This window comes from Streptomyces naganishii JCM 4654 (assembly GCF_014650575.1).
Classification (GTDB): Bacteria; Actinomycetota; Actinomycetes; order Streptomycetales; family Streptomycetaceae; genus Streptomyces; species Streptomyces naganishii.
In genome coordinates, this window is the sequence record NZ_BMVF01000009.1 from 16,778 (window position 1) to 34,848 (window position 18,071).

Annotated in this window: 14 protein-coding genes; 13 read left to right on the forward strand and 1 reads right to left on the reverse strand. The window is 73.1% G+C overall.

Features of this window, described 5'->3' with window-relative positions; genetic code table 11:
• Nucleotides 1-117 precede the first annotated feature (117 nt).
• The gene (locus tag IE217_RS17835; RefSeq protein WP_190178879.1) at nt 118-1,137 is read left to right on the forward strand and encodes an Acg family FMN-binding oxidoreductase; all 1,020 of its coding nucleotides are present in this window, start codon (nt 118-120) and stop codon (nt 1,135-1,137) included.
• Between the two features lie 129 nt (nt 1,138-1,266).
• On the opposite strand, the gene IE217_RS17840 is transcribed toward IE217_RS17835, so the two are convergent.
• The gene (locus IE217_RS17840) at nt 1,267-1,689 is read right to left on the reverse strand and encodes a pyridoxamine 5'-phosphate oxidase family protein (protein WP_190178880.1); all 423 of its coding nucleotides are present in this window, start codon (nt 1,687-1,689) and stop codon (nt 1,267-1,269) included.
• 329 nt (nt 1,690-2,018) lie between these two features.
• Here IE217_RS17840 and IE217_RS17845 point away from each other — a divergent pair, with 329 nt between their 5' ends.
• From IE217_RS17845 to IE217_RS17900, 12 genes are all read left to right on the forward strand, one after another.
• The gene (locus IE217_RS17845) at nt 2,019-3,275 is read left to right on the forward strand and encodes a nitrate/nitrite transporter (RefSeq protein ID WP_308432734.1); all 1,257 of its coding nucleotides are present in this window, start codon (nt 2,019-2,021) and stop codon (nt 3,273-3,275) included.
• A gap of 72 nt (nt 3,276-3,347) precedes the next feature.
• Nucleotides 3,348-3,809 (forward strand): hemerythrin domain-containing protein, encoded by a 462-nt coding sequence (locus IE217_RS17850; protein WP_190178881.1) that lies wholly within the window; start codon nt 3,348-3,350, stop codon nt 3,807-3,809.
• A 236-nt stretch (nt 3,810-4,045) separates the two neighbouring features.
• Nucleotides 4,046-7,834 carry a nitrate reductase subunit alpha gene (locus IE217_RS17855; protein ID WP_373298053.1) on the forward strand — a complete coding sequence of 1,263 codons (3,789 nt, stop codon included), beginning with the start codon at nt 4,046-4,048 and terminating at the stop codon, nt 7,832-7,834.
• Nucleotides 7,834-9,540: a nitrate reductase subunit beta gene (narH, locus tag IE217_RS17860; protein ID WP_190178882.1), complete on the forward strand. Its 1,707-nt coding sequence runs from the start codon at nt 7,834-7,836 to the stop codon at nt 9,538-9,540. Before IE217_RS17855 ends, narH begins: the two co-directional genes overlap by 1 nt.
• On the forward strand, nt 9,537-10,214 hold the full coding sequence (gene narJ, locus IE217_RS17865; protein ID WP_190178883.1) for a nitrate reductase molybdenum cofactor assembly chaperone: 678 nt from the start codon (nt 9,537-9,539) through the stop codon (nt 10,212-10,214). Before narH ends, narJ begins: the two co-directional genes overlap by 4 nt.
• Nucleotides 10,211-10,990 carry a respiratory nitrate reductase subunit gamma gene (gene narI, locus IE217_RS17870; RefSeq protein ID WP_190178884.1) on the forward strand — a complete coding sequence of 260 codons (780 nt, stop codon included), beginning with the start codon at nt 10,211-10,213 and terminating at the stop codon, nt 10,988-10,990. The genes narJ and narI overlap by 4 nt, the downstream gene beginning before the upstream one ends.
• Nucleotides 10,991-11,087: 97 nt before the next feature.
• Nucleotides 11,088-11,339 carry a type II toxin-antitoxin system VapB family antitoxin gene (locus IE217_RS17875; RefSeq protein ID WP_190178885.1) on the forward strand — a complete coding sequence of 84 codons (252 nt, stop codon included), beginning with the start codon at nt 11,088-11,090 and terminating at the stop codon, nt 11,337-11,339.
• Nucleotides 11,336-11,752, forward strand: a complete 417-nt coding sequence (locus IE217_RS17880; RefSeq protein ID WP_190178886.1) for a PIN domain nuclease — start codon at nt 11,336-11,338, stop codon at nt 11,750-11,752. Before IE217_RS17875 ends, IE217_RS17880 begins: the two co-directional genes overlap by 4 nt.
• Before the next feature lie 174 nt (nt 11,753-11,926).
• On the forward strand, nt 11,927-12,829 hold the full coding sequence (locus IE217_RS17885) for a universal stress protein (protein WP_190178887.1): 903 nt from the start codon (nt 11,927-11,929) through the stop codon (nt 12,827-12,829).
• 14 nt (nt 12,830-12,843) lie between these two features.
• Nucleotides 12,844-15,528 carry a pyruvate, phosphate dikinase gene (gene ppdK, locus IE217_RS17890; RefSeq protein ID WP_190178888.1) on the forward strand — a complete coding sequence of 895 codons (2,685 nt, stop codon included), beginning with the start codon at nt 12,844-12,846 and terminating at the stop codon, nt 15,526-15,528.
• Between the two features lie 281 nt (nt 15,529-15,809).
• Nucleotides 15,810-16,913 (forward strand): ribosome small subunit-dependent GTPase A, encoded by a 1,104-nt coding sequence (gene rsgA, locus IE217_RS17895; protein WP_190178889.1) that lies wholly within the window; start codon nt 15,810-15,812, stop codon nt 16,911-16,913.
• A 599-nt stretch (nt 16,914-17,512) separates the two neighbouring features.
• Nucleotides 17,513-18,025, forward strand: a complete 513-nt coding sequence (locus IE217_RS17900; protein WP_190178890.1) for a methylated-DNA--[protein]-cysteine S-methyltransferase — start codon at nt 17,513-17,515, stop codon at nt 18,023-18,025.
• Nucleotides 18,026-18,071: the final 46 nt, after the last annotated feature.

Consider the following 18,071-nt stretch of genomic DNA (forward strand, 5'->3'; position numbering starts at 1 on the left):
GCGGGCCCGGGACCTGCGGCCCCCGGAAGGACCCGGTGAGCCCTCTCTTCCCGGCCGGGCGGAGACGGAGGGTGGACAGGGCAACGACTTATGAGGGACGCCGCGAAAGGAGCCGTCATGAAGACGCCGGAAGTCGACGCGACAGCCCTGGAGAGCCTGCTGTACTCGGCCGTGGCGGCCCCGTCGATCCACAACACCCAGCCGTGGCGGTTCGGCATGGACGCCGGCACCCGGTCGATCCACGTCCGCGCCGACCGCAGCCGCCCCCTCCCGCTGACCGACCCGCGGCTGCGCGCCCAGCACCTGTCCGTGGGCGCGGCCGTCTTCAACCTGAAGGTCGCCGCCGCGCACCTCGGCTGGGACCCCGTCGTACGGCTGCTGCCCGACCCGGGCGACCCCGACCTGCTGGCCACCGTCCGGCTGGGCGTGGCCATGCCGGGCGCGCAGCCGTCGTACGGCCGGCTCTACGACGCCGTCGCGCGCCGCCACACCAGCCGGATGCCCTTCACCGGGCGGCCGGTGCCGGAGCACATCGTGTCGGAGATGGTGGCCGCGGCCCGGGCCGAGGGCGCCCACCTGGACGTGCCCGACTTCGCCGGCACCCGCCGGCTGCTCAGCCTCACCTCCGCCGCCGAGGCGCGCAACGCCGCCGACCCGGCCCGCGCCGCCGAGGCACGGTCGTGGATCAACGCGCCGGACGCGCACGCCCCGTACGGCATTCCGCTCACCTCGCTCGGCCCGGCGGACGCGGCCGGGCGGATGCCGATGCGGGACTTCGCCGGCCCGCTGCCGGGGCTGCGGCTGCCCGCGCTGCGCTTCGAGCGGCACGCGCAGGTGGCCCTGCTGTGGACGCCGTACGACCGCCGGGAGGACTGGCTGCGGGCCGGGCAGGCGCTGGAGCGGGCGCTGCTGGTGGCCACCGGGCACGGCGTGCGCACCTCGATGCTGCACCAGGCCATGGAGTGGCCGGACCTGCGCGCGGCCGTGGCGGGCTCACGGCACCGCCGCTTCCCGCATCTGGTGGTCCGCTTCGGCTACGGCCCGGACGGCGGCCGCACCCCGCGCGCCACCACGCGCCCGGACACGACGGAGGGCGCCGCCGACGTGGACGGCGCCGAGGTGGCGGACCTGGCCTGAGCCGGCTGCCCGCGGCCCGCAGCCGGGCCGGAGGGGACGCGACCGGGCCGGCGGAGACGCGACCGGGCCGGCGGGGACGCGACGGGGCCGGCGGGGCGGCCGCGTGAAGCGGCTCGCGCGCCGGCCCGGTCAGTCGTTCACGCGCAGGTCGGTGAGTTCGCGGCCGGTGACCATCGCGGCCTCGATGCGGATGAAGACGTCCTGCTGAATGGGCATCCAGGAGCGCGGACCGGTGCGCATCAGCTGCTCGTGCTCGGCCGGGTCGGTCACTGCGGTGGCCCGGCCGGTGACGACCACGCTCCACCCGGACCGGCTGTCGGCGTCGAACTCGTCGGCCTCGAACGCGACGACCACTCCGTCGACGGCCCGCACCAGGTCCGACCCCGCCGAGGTGCGCAGCAGCACCGAGGAGTCGGCGTCCAGGGCGAAGTTCACCGGGAGCACCGCGGGCAGCGCGTGCCGCGTGTACACGACACGGCCGACAGGCACTTTGGCCAGCAGCCGCAGGCACTCCTGCCGGTCCATCGAGCGAAAGGCGTCGTTCTTCAACATCCCTCCATCGTGCGTGCCGCCCGCCCCCCGCCGTTAGGGCCGGTCGGCCCACATCTGCGCGCGGGCCTTTCCCGCCGCGCGGGAACGGGTGTCCGGCCCGCGCACGGACGATCACGGCGAACCCGGGGGCGGGTACCCCGTCCGGGACCGGGACGACCGGGCCCGCTTGATCGGGACGGTCCGCCGCGCACGTAGGGACCCTCGGTCCCTGCTCGGGGCGTCAGGCGCCACGGATAGTTGAAATCGGGCCACCGGGTTGGAGAACGGGGGACCCGCGGACCGGGTGGGACCCGGTCGCGTACTACTCGGCGAGTGAAGGGAAAGGCGGCATGCTTCAGCCGTCAGGGAAGAAGAAGGACGGGCCGGCGTCACAGGCCGCCCCCGTGTCCGGGCGGGCCTGGCTGATGCTGGCGCTGGCCACGGTCGGCTTCGCCGTGAACTTCTGGGCCTGGGCGCTGCTCAGCCCGCTGGGCCCCCGGTTCAAGGACACCCTGGACCTGTCGTCCTTCCAGCAGTCGCTGCTGGTGGCCGTGCCGGTCGTGGTCGGCTCGCTCGGCCGCATACCCGTGGGCGCGCTGACCGACAGGTTCGGCGGCCGGGTGATGTTCCCGCTGGTGTCCGCGGCCACCATCGTCCCGGTGCTCTACCTGGGCCTGGCCGGGCACGACTCGCTCGCCGCGCTGCTGGCCGGCGGGTTCTTCCTGGGCATCGGCGGCACCGCGTTCGCGGTCGGCGTGCCCTTCGTCAACGCCTGGTTCCCGCCGCAGCGGCGAGGCCTCGCCATCGGCGTCTTCGGCATGGGCATGGGCGGCACCGCGATCAGCGCGCTGACCACGGTCAAGCTGGTCAACGCGCACGGCATGGCGAACCCCTTCCTGATCACCGCGGCCGTCCTCGCCGCCTACGCGGTCCTCGCCGCGCTCCTGCTGCGGGACGCCCCCGGACGCGTCGTGCCGACCGAGCCCCTCGGCCGCCGGCTCCTCGCGACCTGCAAGCTGCCCGTCACCTGGCAGGCCTCGGCGCTGTACGCGGTGTGCTTCGGCGGGTACGTCGCCTTCTCCGTCTACCTGCCCACCTACCTGAAGACCGGCTACGGCCTGGCCCAGGCGGACGCGGCGAACCGGATGGCGGGCTTCGTGCTCCTGGCGGTGGCGATGCGCCCGGTCGGCGGCTGGCTGTCGGACCGCATCGGCGCGGTGCGGGTGCTGGCGGCGGCGCTGAGCGCGGTGGTGATCGCGGCCTTCGTGCAGTCCCTCACCCCGACCCTCGCCCCGACCGGCACCATCGCCTTCCTCGCCATGGCCGCCGCGCTCGGCGCGGGCAGCGGCGCGGTCTTCGCCCTGGTCGCCCTGCTGGCCCCGGCCAACCAGGTCGGTTCGGTCACCGGCATCGTCGGCGCCGCCGGCGGTCTGGGCGGCTTCGTACCGCCGCTGGTCATGGGCTCGCTGTACGGCACCTACGGCTCCTACGCGGTCGGCCTGATCCTGCTGGCCCTGGTCGCCCTCGCGGCCCTCGCCTTCACCGGGACCGGAGTCCGCACCGCCGTCACCCGCCGCACCCGGCGCGTGGCCCAGCCCCAGCTGTGAACCAGCTCTGAACCAGTCCCAGCTCTGAACCAGCCCCGGCTCTGACCGAGTCAAGAGGAGGAGAACCGTCCCATGTGCGAGTACTGCGGCTGCCAGGCAGTGGAATCGATCGAGAAGCTGACCAGCGAGCACGACACGGTGGTGAACCTGATCGGCCTGGTCCGCGACGCGCACGGGGCGGGCGACCTCACCCGCGTGGCGGAACTGGCCCGGCGGATCGCCTCGGTCCTCGAACCGCACACCGAGGTGGAGGAGCACGGACTGTTCCCCGCCCTGGCCGACGACTTCCCCGAGAAGATCGCCGCGCTGGAGGAGGAGCACCGCGTGATCGAGGCCGTACTGGCCGAGGCGGAGCACGGCACCCCGGCGGACCCCCGCTGGCCGGACCGTCTCCTGGAGGCCCTGGCCATGCTCCGCGACCACATCCTCAAGGAGCAGGACGGCGTCTTCCCCGCCGCCCTGGCCTTCCTGAGCACGGAACAGTGGGAGACCGTCGAGGCGGTCCGGGCCCGCGTGACCGCCCCGGTGTCCTGACTTCCCGCGCCACTCCTGCTGGTCCTCCTGCTCCGGCCACTCGCATCACTCCCGCCGCCCGGCGCTTCCCGCGCCGGGCGGCGCGGTCGTCCGTTCGATGAAATCCTGGGTTCGCATGTGTCGGACGCGTCATATGCGGTAGGCACTGTGGTGATTGAAACGGCAAGGGATCACAAGGGATCAAGAGCACGAGCGAGTGAGCAACCACGGGTGAGGACCCGGGAGGGAGCGGCGCGGTGGCCACGGAGACCGACCCGGCGTCGATACCGGCGCGCGGAGCACCACGGCCCGGACTGGACAGCGAACTGACGGACGCTCTGGTGCGCTCCCGCCGGTACTTCACCCGGGCGGAGGTCTCCAAGGACCTCCGCACCCTGCACAAGACGGGCGGCCGCCGCGCGGACGACTTCTACCGGGACCGCTGGTCCCACGACAAGGTCGTCCGCTCCACCCACGGCGTGAACTGCACCGGATCCTGCTCCTGGAAGGTGTACGTCAAGGACGGCATCATCACCTGGGAGGCCCAGCAGACCGACTACCCCTCCGTCGGCCCCGACCGCCCCGAGTACGAGCCGCGCGGCTGCCCCCGCGGCGCCGCCTTCTCCTGGTACACCTACTCGCCGACCCGTGTCCGGTACCCGTACGTCCGGGGCGTACTCCTCCAGATGTACCGCGAGGCCAAGGCCCGCCTCGGCGACCCGGTCGCCGCCTGGGCCGACATCGTCTCCGACCCCGAGCGCGCCCGCCGTTACAAGTCCGTCCGCGGCAAGGGCGGCCTGGTGCGGGCCACATGGGACGAGGCGGTGGAGATGGTCGCCGCCGCGCACGTGCACACCATCAAGGAGTACGGCCCCGACCGCCTGGCCGGCTTCTCGCCCATCCCCGCGATGTCGATGGTCTCCCACGCGGCCGGCGCCCGCTTCTACTCGCTGCTCGGCGGCGTGATGCTCTCCTTCTACGACTGGTACGCCGACCTGCCGGTCGCCTCCCCGCAGGTCTTCGGCGACCAGACCGACGTCCCCGAGTCCGGGGACTGGTGGGACGCCGGCTACCTGATCATGTGGGGCTCCAACGTGCCGGTGACCCGCACCCCGGACGCGCACTGGATGACCGAGGCCCGGTACCGCGGCCAGAAGGTCATCGCGGTCTCGCCGGACTACGCGGACAGCGTCAAGTTCGCCGACGAGTGGCTGCCCGCCCAGCCGGGCACCGACGGCGCGCTGGCGATGGCCATGGGCCACGTGGTGCTCAAGGAGTTCTTCGTCGACCGCGGCACCCCGTACTTCGACGAGTACGTCAAGCGGTACACCGACCTGCCCTTCCTGGTCGCCCTCGACGAGCGCGAGCCGGGCACGGGCGCGGCGGCGGGCACAGGTGCCGCGGCGGGTACGGGCGCCGGCACGCGGGCGACGTACGCGCCGGGCAAGTTCCTCACCGCCGCCGACCTCGGCGGCGAGCACGCGGCCGCCGAGCACGCCGAGTTCCGCACCGTGCTGCTCGACGCGGCCGGCAACCCGGTCGTCCCCAACGGCACCCTCGGCGACCGCTTCGGCGAGAGCGGCGCCGGCAAGTGGAACCTCGACCTCGACGGCGTGGACCCCCTGCTCACGGCCGAGGGCGGCGCCGAGCCCCCCGTCACGGTCGAACTCCCGCGCTTCGACGCCCCCGACGGCAGCGCGGGCACCCTGCTGCGCGGGGTCCCGGTGCGGCGCGTCGCCGGACGCCTGGTGACCACGGTCTTCGACCTGCTGCTCGCCCAGTACGGCGTCGGCCGCCCCGGTCTGCCCGGCCGCTGGCCCACCTCCTACGAGGACGCCGAGGAGCCGTACACCCCCGCCTGGCAGGCCGCGATCACCGGCGTGGACGCCGGCCGGGCGGCCCGCATCGCCCGCGAGTTCGCCGCCAACGCCGTGGAGTCCCGCGGCCGTTCGATGATCATCATGGGCGCGGGCGCCAACCACTGGTTCCACTCCGACACGATCTACCGCGCCTTCCTCACCCTGACCACGCTGACCGGCTGCCAGGGCGTCAACGGCGGCGGCTGGGCGCACTACGTAGGCCAGGAGAAGGTCCGCCCGCTCACCGGCTACTCGGCGTTCTCCACCGCCGCCGACTGGAACCGCCCGGCCCGCCAGATGATCCAGACGGCGTACTGGTACCTGCACAGCGACCAGTTCCGCTACGACCCCTTCTCCGCCGACACCCTGGCCGCGGCCGGCGCCGGCGGCCCCTTCGCCGGGATGGCCACCGCCGACGTGATCGCCGCCTCGGCCCGCATGGGCTGGATGCCCTCGTACCCGACCTTCGACCGCAACCCGCTCGACCTCGCCGACGAGGCGGAGGCCGCCGGACGCCCGCCCGGCGAGCACATCGTGGACGAACTCAAGGCCGGACGGCTGAGGTTCGCCGGCGAGGACCCGGACGCGCCGGAGAACTTCCCGCGCGTGCTCACCGTCTGGCGGGCCAACCTGCTCGGCTCCTCGGCCAAGGGCAACGAGTACTTCCTCAAGCACCTGCTGGGCACCGACTCCTCCGTCAACGCCACCGAGGCGCCGCCCGAGGCCCGCCCCCGGGACGTGGTGTGGCGGGAGGAGGCCCCCACCGGGAAGCTGGACCTGCTGCTCACCCTCGACTTCCGGATGACCAGTACGACGATCTTCTCCGACGTGGTGTTCCCCGCCGCGACCTGGTACGAGAAGCACGACCTGTCCAGCACCGACATGCACCCCTACGTGCACGCCTTCAACCCGGCGATCGCGCCGCCCTGGCAGACCCGCACCGACTTCGACGCCTTCAACACCCTGGCCCGCACATTCAGCGAGCTGGCCGCGACCCACCTCGGGGTGCGCAACGACGTCGTGGCCGCCCCGCTGCTGCACGACACCCCGGACGAGATGGCCACCCCGCACGGCCGCGTGCGCGACTGGGGGACCGGCGCCTGCGAGCCCGTGCCCGGCAAAACCATGCCGAAGCTGATCACCGTGGAGCGCGACTACGGGGCGATCGCCCAGAAGATGACCGCGCTCGGTCCGCTGCTCGACTCGCTGGGCGCCACCACCAAGGGCGTCACCTTCAAGGTGGAGCGCGAACTCGACTACCTGCGCCACAAGAACGGCACCGTGCGCGGGGGAGTGGGCGACGGGCGGCCCTCGCTCGCCCGGGACGTGCACGCCTGCGAGGCGATCCTCGCCCTGTCCGGCACCACCAACGGGCACCTGGCCACCCAGGGCTTCCACACCCTGGAGGCCCGCACCGGCACCCGCCTCGCCGACCTGGCCGCCGAGCACGAGGGCAAGCAGGTCACCTTCGCGGACACCCAGGCCGCGCCCGTGCCGGTCATCACCAGCCCCGAGTGGTCCGGCTCGGAGACCGGCGGGCGCCGCTACTCCGCGTTCACCGTCAACGTCGAGCGGCTCAAGCCCTGGCACACCCTCACCGGCCGCCAGCACTTCTACCTCGACCACGACTGGATGACCGCGCTCGGCGAGCAACTGCCCGTGTACCGGCCCCCGTTGAACATGCACGCACTGTTCGGTGAGCCGTGCCTGGGCGAGACGGGCGAACTCGGCGTGAGCGTGCGCTACCTCACCCCGCACAACAAGTGGTCCATCCACTCCGAGTACCAGGACAACCTGTTCATGCTGTCGCTGTCCCGGGGCGGCCCCACCATCTGGATGAGCACCCAGGACGCGGCGAAGATCGGCGTGCGCGACAACGACTGGATCGAGGCGGTCAACCGCAACGGCGTCGTCGCCGCCCGCGCCGTCGTCTCGCACCGCATGCCCGAGGGCACCGTGTACATGTACCACGCGCAGGACCGGCTGATCGACGTGCCCCGCACCGAGACCACCGGCCGCCGCGGCGGCATCCACAACTCCCTCACCCGGCTGCTGGTCAAGCCCAGCCACCTCATCGGCGGCTACGCCCAGCTCTCCTACGCCTTCAACTACCTCGGCCCGACCGGGAACCAGCGCGACGAGGTCACCGTCATCCGCCGCCGCTCGAACCAGGAGGTGACGTACTGATGCGCGTCATGGCCCAGATGGCGATGGTGATGAACCTCGACAAGTGCATCGGCTGCCACACCTGCTCGGTCACCTGCAAACAGGCGTGGACCAACCGCACCGGCGTCGAGTACGTGTGGTTCAACAACGTCGAGACCCGCCCCGGCCAGGGCTACCCCCGCCGCTACGAGGACCAGGGCACCTGGCGCGGCGGCTGGGAGCTGAACAAGCGCGGCCGGCTCTCGCTGAAGGCGGGCGGCCGCTTCAAGAAGCTCATCACCATCTTCTCCAACCCGGTCATGCCCTCCCTCGACGACTACTACCAGCCCTGGACGTACGACTACGAGACGCTGACCAACGCCCCGCTCCAGGAGCACACCCCGGTCGCCCGCCCCAAGTCCCTGATCACCGGCAAGGACATGAAGATCTCCTGGTCGGCCAACTGGGACGACGACCTCGGCGGCTCGGCGCTCCACGGCGACCAGGACGTCGTACTGAACGAGATCTCCGAGAAGATCAAGCTCGAGTTCGAGCAGACCTTCATGTTCTACCTGCCGCGCATCTGCGAGCACTGCCTCAACCCCTCCTGCGCGGCCTCCTGTCCCTCCGGCGCGATCTACAAGCGCAGCGAGGACGGCATCGTGCTGGTCGACCAGGACCGGTGCCGGGGCTGGCGGATGTGCGTGACCGGATGCCCGTACAAGAAGGTGTACTTCAACCACCGCACCGGCAAGGCGGAGAAGTGCACCTTCTGCTTCCCGCGCGTCGAGGTCGGCCTGCCCACCGTCTGCTCCGAGACCTGCGTCGGCCGCCTGCGCTACATCGGCCTCGTCCTCTACGACGCCGACAAGGTCCTGGAGGCCGCCTCCACCCCGAACGACACCGACCTGTACGAGGCGCAGCGCTCCGTGCTCCTCGACCCCGACGACCCCCACGTGATCGCCGAGGCCGAGCGGGCCGGCATCCCGCGCGACTGGATCGAGGCCGCCCAGCGCTCCCCGGTGCACGCCCTGATCAACACGTACAAGGTGGCGCTGCCGCTGCACCCGGAGTACCGGACCATGCCCATGGTCTGGTACGTCCCGCCGCTCTCCCCGGTCGTCGACGCCGTGCGCGACACCGGCCAGGACGCCGAGGACCACCGCAACCTGTTCGCCGCGGTCGACGCCCTGCGCATCCCGGTGAGCTACCTCGCCGAACTGTTCACCGCGGGCGACCCCGCCCCGGTGGACGCGGTGCTGCGCCGGCTCGCGGCCATGCGCTCCTACATGCGCGACATCAACCTCGGGCGCGAGCCGGACGCGGCCATCCCCGAGCAGGTCGGGATGGGCGAGGAGCAGATGTACGACATGTACCGGCTGCTGGCGCTGGCCAAGTACGACGAGCGCTACGTCATCCCGCCCGCCCACGCCGAACAGGCCCACAAGCTCGAGGAACTGGCCACCGAGTGCAGCCTGGACTACGAGGGCGGCCCCGGCATGGGAGGCTCCGGGCCCTTCGGCGAGGCCTCCGGCGGCGCCGCCCCCATCGCGGTGGAGAACTTCCACGCCCTGCGCGACCGCCAGACGTCCGACACCCCCGCCGCGCCCGTCGACAAGGAGACCCGCGTCAACCTCCTCAACTGGGACGGCAAGGGAGCGCCACCCGGACTGTTCCCGCCCCAGGCCGGCGCGCCCGGCGACGACACGGCCGTGGACGGCGGCGGAGAGGTCGAGCCCAAGCCATGAAGGCCCCGGACCTGAAACGGAAACTGCGCCCCGCGACCCCGCGCACCGAGCCCTGGCACCCCTACGCCTGGCAGGCCCAGTCCCTGCTCCTGGCCTACCCCGACGAGGACTTCGGGCAGAAGCTGTCCCTGGCCCGCCGGGTCGCCCCCGCCCTGCCCGAGCCGGTCCGCGACCCCCTGCTCGCGTTCACCGCGCACGCCGGGGCGACCCCGGCCGCCGAGCTGAGCGCCGCCTACGTCGCCACCTTCGACCACCGCAAGCGCTGCTGCCCGTACCTGACGTACTACGCGCACGGCGACACCCGCAAGCGGGGCATCGCCCTGCTCCGCCTCAAGCAGGCCTACGCCGCCGCCGGGCTGCGTCTGGCCGAGGACGAACTGCCCGATCACCTCGCCGTCGTCCTGGAGTTCGCCGGCGCCGAACCCGCCGCCGGGCACCGCATGCTCCTCGAACACCGCGCCGGCCTCGAACTGCTGCGCCTCGCCCTCGCCGAGGACGACTCGCCCTGGGCGCACCTGCTGCGCTCCGTCTGCGCGACCCTGCCGCCGCTCAAGGGCGACGAGCACGAGGCGGTCGCACGGCTCGCCGCCGAGGGGCCGCCCGGCGAGGAGGTCGGGCTCGCCCCGTACACGCCCCCGCAGTTCATGCCCGACCCCCGAGGAGGCCCGCGATGACCGTCCCGACCACGTGGCCCGACGGCACCGAGACCCTGGCCGCCGGGGCCGGCACGGGCGCCATCGTGCTGTGGGTGGTGCTGCCGTACCTCTCCCTGGCGGTGTTCGTCCTCGGCCACGTCTGGCGCTACCGCTACGACAAGTTCGGCTGGACCACCCGCTCCTCGGAGCTGTACGAGAAGCGGCTGCTGCGCATCGGCAGCCCGCTGTTCCACTTCGGCATCCTGGTCGTGCTGATCGGCCACGTCATCGGCCTGCTCATCCCCGACAGCTGGACCGGGGCGGCCGGGATCACCGAGACCCAGTACCACGTGGTGGCGGTCACCCTGGGCACGGTCGCCGGCGTGTGCACCCTGGGCGGCATCGCCATCCTGATCTACCGCCGCCGCACGGTCGGCCCGGTGTTCTCCGCGACCACCCGCAACGACAAGGTCATGTACGTCTCGCTCACCCTGACGATCGCCCTCGGCCTCGCCGCGACCATCGACGCCAACATCGTCGAGGGCGGCTACAACTACCGCGAGACCATCTCCCCCTGGTTCCGCTCCATCTTCTACGTCCAGCCGGACCCCAACCTGATGAGCCAGGCCCCCGTCCTCTACAAACTCCACGCCCTCAGCGCCCTGGTCCTCTTCGCCCTCTGGCCCTTCACCCGCCTCGTCCACATGCTCACGGCCCCCCTCGGCTACCTCACCCGCCCGTACATCGTCTACCGCAGCCGAGACGCCCAACTGGGCAACAGGCCGCCACGACGGGGCTGGGAACGGGTCGGCTGACACCCCTCGCCGCCGGGCCGCCACCCCTCCCTTCGATATCATTTTGGGCAATGAATTGATATCGTTGAGGTGTCGTCGGTCTGTGGAGGGACAACTGATGGCCAGGACCGTGATCGATCTGGACGAGGAGATCGTCGAGCAGGCGATGCGGCTGTACGGGATGAAGACGAAGGCCGCCGCGGTGCGGGCGGCCATGGAGGAAGGAGTGAGGCTGCGGCTGCGCCGGGAGCTGTTCGACGCCATGGACGACGGTGAGTTCGAGGAGGTGTTCGCGGAGATCCGCTCGCAGACGGGACCGCGGAATCCGGACGGCTCGCTCAAGCGTGACGGCGGGGCCTCGGCGGCGTGAAGGGGCGCTACCTCATCGACAAGTCGGCGCTGGCCCGCCGGGGCCAACCGGCGGTGCGAGCGCGGCTGGACGCGCTGGACCGCGAGGGACTCCTGGCGGTGTGCGCCCCGACCGAGTACGAGATTCTGTACTCGGCACGCGGAAAGCCCGAGGCGCTGCGGCTGCGCACCCTGTTCCGTGGATTCGACTACTTGCCCTGCAATGACGAAGAGTTCGAGCGGGCGCTCGAGATCCAGGCCCTGGCCCTGAACGCCGGCTTTCACCGGGCACTGTCGCTCGCCGACGTCCTCGTCGCGGCAACCGCCGAGCGGCATCGGGCCACGGTCCTGCACTACGACGGCGACTTCGACATGATCGCATCAGTGAGCGGCTCGCGAGCCGAGTGGGTCGTGGAGCCGGGCACCGCCGACTGAGTCGTCACGGAGCGGAGCCCGCGGTGCGGGTGCGGCGGCGGCGTGGTGGGCTAGGTCCCCGGGGGCCTAACGGCCCCCACTCCGCCCCCGGGCGGCCCCTGCACGTGGCCGTCCGTCGGCGACACCCTGACGATGAGAGCGCATAGAGCGCCCTACCCGCAGGAGGTGTGCGCCATGCAGTCACCCGTCGTCGCCGGAGTCGATGGTTCGCAGGAGAGTCTGGCCGCGGCCGAATGGGCCGCACGAGAGGCCGAGCGCCGCGGACGCAACCTCCGGCTGTTCCACGCCTGGAACTGGCACCCCCGCCCGAGCGACGGCGCCCGGGTCGACGCGGCCCAGCGCCACCTGGCCCGTCAGGTGCTGAACCAGGCCGAGGACAGGGTCCGCGCGGTCTGCCCCGGCGTACGCCTGGAGGAGGAGCAGGTCCTCGGACCGGCCACCACGGCCCTGCTGCGCGCCGCCGAGCACGCCGACCTCCTCGTCCTCGGCTCCCGCGGCCTCAGCGGGTTCACCGGATTCCTGGTGGGCTCCGTCGCCCTGGGCACCGTGGCCCGCGCCGAGTGCCCCGTCGTCCTCGTCCGCGCCGGCGAGGAGGCCGCCGACGAGCACCTCCCGGCGGACGACGGCAGCGCCTCCACCGACACCGGCTACCGCGACGTGGTGCTCGGCCTGGACGTCGCCGTCCCGTGCGACGAGGTCATCGAGTTCGCCTTCGAGGAGGCGCGCCTGCGCCACGCCCGGCTGCGCGCGGTGTACGCCTGGCAGCAGCCGTCCGCGCTGGGGCTCGGCCCCGGCGAGATCTCGCTGGTGGACGACCCCGGCCGGGCCGAGGAGTGGCAGGGCTTCCTGTCCGCCGTACTCCAGGTGTGGCGGGACAAGTACCCCGACGTCGAGGTCGTGGAGACGGTCGTCAACGAGAAGCCGTCCACCGCGCTGGTGCGCGCCGCCTCCCAGGCGAGCCTGCTCGTCGTGGGCCGCCGAGCGCCCGGACGCCCCGCGGGCCCCCGCACCGGCCCCGTCGCCCACTCCGCCATCCACCACGTCGGCTGCCCCGTGGCGGTCGTCTTCCACGAGTGAGAGGACCGGCCGCGATGAACGCGCCCAGGACCTACGTGTACGCCTTCGCCGAGGGCGGCCGGGACATGGCCGCACTCCTCGGCGGCAAGGGAGCCGGACTCGCCGAGATGACCCGCCTGGGTCTGCCCGTCCCGCCCGGGTTCACCGTCACCACCGAGGCCTGCAAGGTCTACCTCGCCACCGGCGAGGAGCCGCCCGAGCTGGCCGTCGAACTCGCCCGCGCCCTCGCCGGCCTGGAGCGGGCCATGGGCCGCGACCTCGGCGCGCCCGACGACCCGCTGCTGGTCTCCGTGCGCTCCGGCGCCCGCTTCTCCATGCCGGGCATGATGGAGACCATCCTCGACATCGGCCTCAACGACGCCTCCGTGCACGGGCTGGCCAAGGCCTCCGGCCAGGAGCGGTTCGCCTGGGACTCCTACCGGCGCCTCGTGCAGATGTTCGGGCACACGGTGATGGGCGTCGACGGCGACCTGTTCCAGGACGCCATCGCCGCGCACCGCGCCAAGCGCTCCGTCACCGTCGACCAGGAACTGGACGCCGCCGAACTCGCCGAACTCACCGAGGAGTTCAAGGAGATCATCCGCCGCGAGACCGGCGAGGACTTCCCGCAGCACCCGGCCGAGCAACTGCGCCGCGCCATCCGCGCGGTCTTCGACTCCTGGAACGGCGAACGCGCCCACGTCTACCGCCACCGCGAACACATCCCCGAGGACCTCGGCACCGCCGTCAACGTCCAGGCGATGGTCTTCGGCAACCTCGGCGCCGACTCCGGCACCGGCGTCGCCTTCACCCGCGACCCGGCCACCGGCGCCCGCGGCATGTACGGCGACTACCTGTCCGACGCCCAGGGCGAGGACGTCGTCGCCGGCGTCCGCGACGCCGTGCCGCTGGCCGAGCTGAAGCGGCTCGACCCGCGCTCCTACGTCGAACTCGGCGACCACCTGCGGACGTTGGAAGACCACTACCGCGACCTGTGCGACGTCGAGTTCACCGTCGAGCGCGGCCGGCTGTGGATCCTGCAGACCCGCGTCGGCAAGCGCACCGCCCAGGCCGCCTTCCGCATCGCGCACGACCTGCGCGAGGAGAAGACCATCACCGCCGACGAGGCCCTGGTCCGTGTGGACGGCGCCGAGCTCACCCGGCTGATGTTCCCCCGCTTCGACGTGCGCCCCACCGACGCGCCCCTCGCGCACGGCGTGCCCGCCTCGCCGGGCGCGGCGGTCGGCGTCGTCGTGTTCGACCCGGCGACGGCCCGGCGCCGCGCCGCGGAAGGCGAGGACGTCGTCCTGGTCCGCCGCGAGACCACCCCCGACGACCTGCCCGGCATGATCGCCGCCCAGGCCGTGCTCACCAGCCGCGGCGGCAAGACCAGCCACGCGGCGGTCGTCGCCCGCGGCATGGGCAAGGTCTGCGTCTGCGGCGCCGAGTCCCTCACCGTGGACGTGGCCGCGAAGCGGTTCACCACCGACACGGGCGTGGTGGTACGCGAGGGCGACACCGTCTCCGTCGACGGCACCGCCGGCACCGTCCACCTCGGCGCGCTGCCGCTCACCGCCTCCGAGGTGGGCCGCGCCCTGGAGACCGGCGAGGCCACCGACGAGCTGACCGCGGCCGTGCTCGACACCCTCGCGCACGCCGACGCCGTACGCCGTCTGCAGGTGCGGGCCAACGCCGACACCCCCGAGGACGCCGTCCGCGCCCGCGCGCTCGGCGCCCAGGGCATCGGCCTGTGCCGCACCGAGCACATGTTCCTCGGCGAACGCCGGTCCCTGGTCGAGGCGATGATCCTCGCCCGCGACGACACCGCCCGCGAGCGCGCGCTCGCCGCCCTGCTCCCGCTCCAGCGCGAGGACTTCACCGGCATCCTGACGGCGATGGACGGCCTGCCGGTGACGATCCGTCTGATCGACCCGCCGCTGCACGAGTTCCTGCCCGACCGCACCGAACTGGCCGTACGTCTCGCCCGCACCGAGCACCCCGACCCGCACGAGCGTGAACTGCTCGACGCGGTCGAACGCACCCACGAGCAGAACCCGATGCTCGGCCTGCGCGGAGTGCGCCTGGGCCTGGCCGTGCCCGGCCTGATGGCCATGCAGGTCCGCGCCGTCGCCGAGGCGGTCGTCGCGCGGCTGCGCGACGGCGGCCGGCCCCGCGCCGAGATCATGATCCCGCTGGTCGGCACCGTCGAGGAACTGCGGCTGGCCCGCGCCGAGGCCGAACGCGTCCTCGCGGAGGTCGCAGCCGAGACCGGCACCGCCCTCGACTGCCCGATCGGCACCATGATCGAGCTGCCGCGCGCCGCCCTCACCGCCGGACGCATCGCCGAGGCCGCCGACTTCTTCTCCTTCGGCACCAACGACCTCACCCAGACCACCTGGGGCCTGTCCCGCGACGACGCCGAGGCCTCCTTCTTCCCGCTCTACCTCGACAAGGGCGTCTTCGACGTCTCCCCCTTCGAGACCATCGACCAGGAGGGCGTCGGCAAGCTGGTCGAACTGGCCGTCCAGGCCGCCCGCACCGTCAACCCCGGCTTGGAGACCGGGGTCTGCGGAGAACACGGCGGCGACCCCGCCTCCATCCACTTCTTCCACCGAGCCGGCCTCGACTACGTCTCCTGCTCCCCCTTCCGCCTCCCGGCCGCCCGCCTGGAGGCGGCCAGGGCCACCCTGGAGGGCACGCAGACCAGCGACAGCAGGTGACGACCCTGCCACCGGCCGCCAGGGGCGCCACCGAAATACGGTGGCGCCCCTGGCCGTACCCCTCTACGGTGAACCCGCAAGCATCCAGCGGGCGGCCCGGCGCCGCCCGCGTCCGGCCGCCGAGAAACAGGAGGTGTGACCCATGGCTGTCTTCGTGATGGGCGCTGCCCGCGCCGAGAAGCACACCCACTCCACCTCCGCGGTCTCCGGCTGACCTCTTTCGTGAACGACCCGCGCCCACACGCGCGGGCGGTCGGGGCCGCCCTCCCGAAGGGTTCCCCTTGAACCACCCCTCTTTCCACGCCACTTCCCCGCACCCGCTCGCGCCCTACGGCTGGGACGAGCAGTGGGAGGCCGAGTTCTCCGCCCACGCCGGGCAGGGCCTCGTGCCCGGACGCGTGGTCCGCGTCGACCGCGGTCAGTGCGACGTCGTCACCGCCGGCGGAACCGTCCGCGCCGACACCGAGTTCGTCGTGCCCCGTGACCCGACGAAGGTCGTGTGCACGGGCGACTGGGCCGCCGTCGACGCCGGCGGTGACCCCCGTTACGTGCGGACGCTGCTGCCCCGGCGCACCGCGTTCGTGCGGTCCACCTCGTCCAAGCGGTCCGAGGGCCAGATCCTCGCCGCCAACGTGGACTACGCCGTCGTCGCCGTCTCGCTCGCGGTCGAACTGGACCTCGGGCGCGTCGAGCGCTTCCTCGCCCTCGCCTGGGAGTCGGGCGCCCAGCCGCTGGTCGTCCTCACCAAGGCCGACCTCGTGCCCGACGCGACCGGGCTGTCGTATCTCGTCCAGGACGTGGAGACGACCGCGCCCGGGGTGCCGGTGCTGCCGGTCAGCGCGGTGACCGGGGACGGGCTCGACGTGCTCGTCGCCGTGGTCGCCGGCGGTACGTCCGTGCTGCTCGGGCAGTCCGGCGCCGGCAAGTCCACCCTCGCCAACGCGCTGCTCGGCGAGGACGTCATGGACGTACGGGCGATCCGTGACGTCGACGGCAAGGGCCGGCACACCACGACCACCCGCAACCTGCTCCCGCTGCCCGGCGGCGGCGTACTCATCGACACACCCGGACTGCGCGGGGTGGGCCTCTGGGACGCCGGGACCGGGGTCGGCCAGGTCTTCTCCGAGATCGAGGAACTCGCCGAAGGCTGCCGCTTCCAGGACTGCGCCCACGGCAGCGAGCCCGGCTGCGCGGTGCTCGCCGCCATCGACTCCGGCGAACTGCCCGAACGGCGCCTGGAGAGCTACCGCAAGCTGGTGCGCGAGAACCAGTGGATCGTCGCCAAGACCGACGCGCGGCTGCGCGCGGAGATCCGCCGCGACTGGAAACGCAAGGGCGCGGCGGGCCGCGCCGCGATGGAGGCCAAGCGGGGCCGCTCGCGCTGACCACCACCGCCCACCGGACCGGCCGCGCCCGTGCCGCCCCGGCGAGCCCGCCGGCGGCCCGGCCGCCCGCCCGGCGGCGTGCCCGCCCGCGCGCCCCGGGACGGCCCGGCCACGAGGCGGCGGCGACGACCGCCCGGCGGGCTGCCGGTCGGCGGCCGTGCGCGGTGCGGCTCGGCCGTCGTGCGGCCCGCGTGGCCCGGGACGGCCCGGCCACGAGGCGGCGGCGACCGTATGGCGGGCTGCCGGTCGACGGCCGTGCGTGGTTTGGCACGCCGCCGGGGTGCGGGCGCCGTCCCGGTGGTTGTGCGTGGTGCGGCCGGGTCGTCGTGCGGGTGCCTCTCCGGCGGTCGTGTGCGTGCGGCCCGGTGGTCGCTCGCATGCTGCCCCGGCCGTCGTGCAGGCGTGCCGCCCCGCCTACCGGGTCGGTGTGGTCAGCGTCGGGGCCCGCGTGGCCCGGGGGACGGGTTCGTCGTACCGTCGGCGACGTCATGTCCGAATTCCGCCAGCGGTCGGCCGCGGCGGGACGGAGACTGAGTCGTGTGATGGATGAGAGCGGCGGGTACGCGCCACCCGCGCACCGCAGGGGAGTGGGAGAAACGATGATCACGTCCGCCACCTCGACCACGTACTGGACCAGTCTCGACAGTCCCCTCGGCCCGCTGCTCCTGACCGCCGGCCCGGACGGCGCCCTCACGTCCCTGTCCGTGCCCGGGCAGAAGGGCGGCCGCAGCGTCCAGGACGGCTGGCGGCGCGACCCCGGGCCCTTCCGTGCGGCCGAGGCGCAGCTCCAGGCGTACTTCGCCGGTGAACTCAAGGAGTTCGACCTGCCGTTGAGCACGGCCGGGACCGAGTTCCGCGAGCGGGTGTGGGCCGCGCTGAACGACATCCCCTACGGGGCGACCGCCACGTACGGCGAGATCGCGGCCCGCGCCGGCGCCTCCCGGGCGGCCGTACGGGCGGTCGGCGGCGCCATCGGCGCCAACCCGCTGCTCGTCCTGCGCCCCTGCCACCGGGTGATCGGCGCGGACGGCTCCCTCACCGGGTACGCGGGCGGTCTGGAGCGGAAGATCCGGCTGCTCGGCCTGGAGGGCGTGCTGCCGCAGCCGTCGTAGCCCCGGCTCGCGCGCCCGCTCGGCCGGGCGGGTGACCGTGCCCGTG

Coding starts and splice junctions, on each gene's coding strand:
- IE217_RS17835 (WP_190178879.1), top strand. CDS start 118: ATGAAGACGCCGGAAGTCGACGCGACAGCCCTGGAGAGCCTGCTGTAC.
- IE217_RS17840 (WP_190178880.1), bottom strand. CDS start 1,689: ATGTTGAAGAACGACGCCTTTCGCTCGATGGACCGGCAGGAGTGCCTG.
- IE217_RS17845 (WP_308432734.1), top strand. CDS start 2,019: ATGCTTCAGCCGTCAGGGAAGAAGAAGGACGGGCCGGCGTCACAGGCC.
- IE217_RS17850 (WP_190178881.1), top strand. CDS start 3,348: ATGTGCGAGTACTGCGGCTGCCAGGCAGTGGAATCGATCGAGAAGCTG.
- narH (WP_190178882.1), top strand. CDS start 7,834: ATGCGCGTCATGGCCCAGATGGCGATGGTGATGAACCTCGACAAGTGC.
- narJ (WP_190178883.1), top strand. CDS start 9,537: ATGAAGGCCCCGGACCTGAAACGGAAACTGCGCCCCGCGACCCCGCGC.
- narI (WP_190178884.1), top strand. CDS start 10,211: ATGACCGTCCCGACCACGTGGCCCGACGGCACCGAGACCCTGGCCGCC.
- IE217_RS17875 (WP_190178885.1), top strand. CDS start 11,088: ATGGCCAGGACCGTGATCGATCTGGACGAGGAGATCGTCGAGCAGGCG.
- IE217_RS17885 (WP_190178887.1), top strand. CDS start 11,927: ATGCAGTCACCCGTCGTCGCCGGAGTCGATGGTTCGCAGGAGAGTCTG.
- ppdK (WP_190178888.1), top strand. CDS start 12,844: ATGAACGCGCCCAGGACCTACGTGTACGCCTTCGCCGAGGGCGGCCGG.
- IE217_RS17900 (WP_190178890.1), top strand. CDS start 17,513: ATGATCACGTCCGCCACCTCGACCACGTACTGGACCAGTCTCGACAGT.